The 3,404-nt window shown below is 35.5% G+C and carries 2 protein-coding genes; both read right to left on the minus strand.

Annotated features, from left to right (window positions below; all coding sequences use genetic code 11):
- The coding region (locus AC3DU7_RS23465; RefSeq protein ID WP_488041713.1) for a tetratricopeptide repeat protein at positions 1–656 on the minus strand (656 nt) is incomplete at its 3' end.
- A gap of 574 nt (positions 657–1,230) precedes the next feature.
- On the minus strand, positions 1,231–2,166 hold the full coding sequence (locus AC3DU7_RS23470) for a calcium-binding protein (protein WP_488041714.1): 936 nt from the start codon (positions 2,164–2,166) through the stop codon (positions 1,231–1,233).
- Positions 2,167–3,404: the final 1,238 nt, after the last annotated feature.

Here is a 3,404-nt window from a genome sequence, read left to right on the forward strand (position 1 = left end):
TTTGATAAAGCATGACCAATATTATTATATAAATCTGCTGAATTCTGTTTTAAACCTAATCCCTGATGATAAACTTCAATAGCTTCTCCCGTGCGATTCAAATCAGCTAAAACGCCACCTAAATTATTATATGCTTCTACAGAATTAGGCTTGAGTATGATAATTTTTCTATAAATATTAACTGCTGCTTGATAATTTCTTTGCAACTCAAAAACAATGCCTAATCCAAAATAAGCATTGATATAGTCAGGCTTCAGAATAATTGCTATTTCATAACATTCAATGGCAGCTTCTAAATAACCAAATTGATACTTTATATTACCCAGATTATAATAAACTTCCGGCCATTTTAGCCCTAAATTAATCCCTTGTTGATATTGATTTGCTGCTTCAATCAACCAATTTTTCTGACTATATAATTGACCAAGATAAGCATGAACTTCTGCATATTCTGGGTTAATCTCCAAAGCTTTTGCATAAGCAGACATAGCTGCCTGAAAATCCCCTTGAACTTGATAAGTTTTCCCTAATATTCTGTAGGCATTCTCAGAATTTGATTGTAATTCTAAAACTTCTTGACAGGTTGCTATAGCTTGACCTAATTTACCTTCACTCAAGTAGAGTTTTGCTAATCTGAGAGATTCTTCTATTCCCATCCTTAGCTAATAGTTATAGCAGTTTTCATGTTTCATAGAATACAAAAATTTTGGCTTAAAGGCAGAAGGCAGAGGGCAGAATTTTTAGTCTATCTTTGTGATAACCGCTATAATCATTGAATATCTGACTTTTTATCTCAAATTTAAAAGTTATAGCAATCGAAGAAAAGGTCAAATAATTAATAATTAACAATTACCTCTCTTTTCAGGAAAATTTTTTCTTCTCTTGGTATCATAGATATGGCGTTAGCGGAGTTGCTCTGCAAGAGAGGGCCTCTTCGCCATCCAACCCTACGGGAAGCTGCGCTAACTACTGCTTTTTCTTCTTTAAAGGAGAAGCTTTAAAGCTTAATTATTAGGTGAGGACATATCAAAAACTGAAAACTAAGACACAGATTTTTCCTTCTCCCCACACATTCCCCTCCTGGGAAGGTTTAGGGGTGGTTTCCCACACCCCCCAAATATGTAATTGCCCTAAAAATTTATCCCCCCTAAAATTAGGTTAGGGGGGAGTCAAAATCTTCATTCTAGGGTTGTACCCATATTTAATACTGTATCTATATATTAATCAGACTTAGAAGATTTCAAAGTCAGTGTTTTGTAATGGGTTATCCGCATCATATACAGTATTATCAACCTGAGCAAATTGATTCTCATCACCAATAGCTGGTGTTGGGTTGTAGTAGACTAAACCATTAGCAGGGTCATATATAACAGCTGCAGAGCTTGCTCCATCAGTTGTAGGATCGAAATTCTCGATCACTGCAAACTGGTCTGCTGGCAGTGGGTCGCCACCTGGCGTACCTGTTAAAGCACTAAACCTTGCATTTTCAGGAATGAATGGACTAGCAGCAAGAACTATCTTATCTCCTTCACCTCTATTAAAGTCTGTTAGACTATCAACTCCATAACTACCATTTGTATTGTACCAGAAGAAGAAAGTATCAGCTCCAGTGCCACCGGTTAAAGTATCGTCACCTCTAGCTCCTGATAAGAAGTCATTCCCAGCACCACCATCAATAATATCGTTACCTTTACCTCCATCAATAACATCATTGCCTTCATTACCCTCTAGGTTATCATTACCTAAATTACCTCTGATATCATCATCTCCCGATCCACTTAGTACTACATCGTCTCCACGATCGCCGAAGAGAATATCCGATCCTGAACCACCTTCTAAGGTATCATTATCTCTACCACCTCTTAGGCAATCATCTCCTTCCCCTCCTTGTAAAGAGTCAGTTCCTCGGTTTCCTTGGAGCGAGTCATTGCCAATACCACCAACACCAGTATCGTCACCTTGTCCTAATGCAACTACATCATTGCCACCGCCAGATGCTACTATGTCATTACCACCTAAAGCTGATATTCGATCGGCACCAGATGTCCCAACTCCTAGGTCTCCCCCTGGTGTATATACTCGGACACGACCTCCATCGGCATCTCCTGTACTTACATCGGTTACTGGAGTAGTTTCGGTACCTGGTGGAATTACTGTTTGAGTCACTTGCTTACCTCGTTTTTTAGTATTTACTATTACTGATTTATGTTTGTTTGGATCAAAGAGCTAATTTTAGACTCTGTATAGATGATAGATAACTGTTTTTGTCAACCTATATTTTCATTTTTAGGGAAAACTTAGCCCTTATGAATTGAGACATAACAAGCATAGTCATTGTTCCCAATTACTACAGCACTATTCTAATGACATAATTCCTATTTCAGAAACTAGGCCAGGATTTTTTCTGCTGCAACAGATACATTTTTTAGAAAGTCTTAGGTATGTACTGTTTTGCATATTTTTGCATCTTTAAGACTATATATGATTTTGTCTAAAATATTACAGATGTTTTTTAGCTCAATCAATATAAACCTCCCGAATTTTAACATAGTATGAGGGATTGTCAATTGCCAAATTTGCCGATTAAATTGAAATTACTGGAGAGTACAAAGTTCTTCCCAAGAACAATTTGCGTTGAAGGCTGAAAGTATTACTGTAAAAGCCTTACAATACTTACAGCTATGAATAAAGAGTTTTTAATCTTTAGATTGCTGAAAACTTTAGCTAGTAATGGTTATTTCAAGAACTTTGTACTGTCTAGTGAAATTATATAAATAAAAATAAATTCTGTATTTGCTAAGTTAACTTTCGATTTGAATAACTTCTAGACATTGGGATTTTCGATCTTACGCTAAATTAGCTTGACACAGATTTTATACCAAATTGATAAATATTTGCTACAAATAGCTTAGGTGATTTCTTAGTTCTCAGGCAGGGGAGATGTAGAATTGGTGATGTACAGAAGTCAGAAAGTCATTTAAACTTAGTTATTCATAACATTCTTTTTTCATAAGTGAGGAACAAAATTTAATTTTATTCGTCTCATACTAGTTACTTTTTTAATCATAATAAACTCCGATTAAAAATACTGGAGAGTACAAAGTTCTTCCAAAAAACTGCTTTAAAGGCTGAAAGTATTACTGGAAGAAGTTTACAGTACTTACAGCTATGAATAAAGAGTTTTTAACCCTTAGATCGCTGAAAGCCTTAGCTAGCAATAGTTATTCCAAGAACTTTGCACTGTCTAGTAAAAATATACACTCTATAAAATTAATCAATAGAATTAATAGTCTTACCTGAACTCCTATGCTCTAATCTCTAATTCAGTACTGGAATTAAAGCAAAATGACTGGGGAGCATCCAGACGAATTATTATTGTGCTATAGTAGTTGTTGTGGGATATA

It is taken from the genome of Okeania sp., assembly GCF_983059655.1.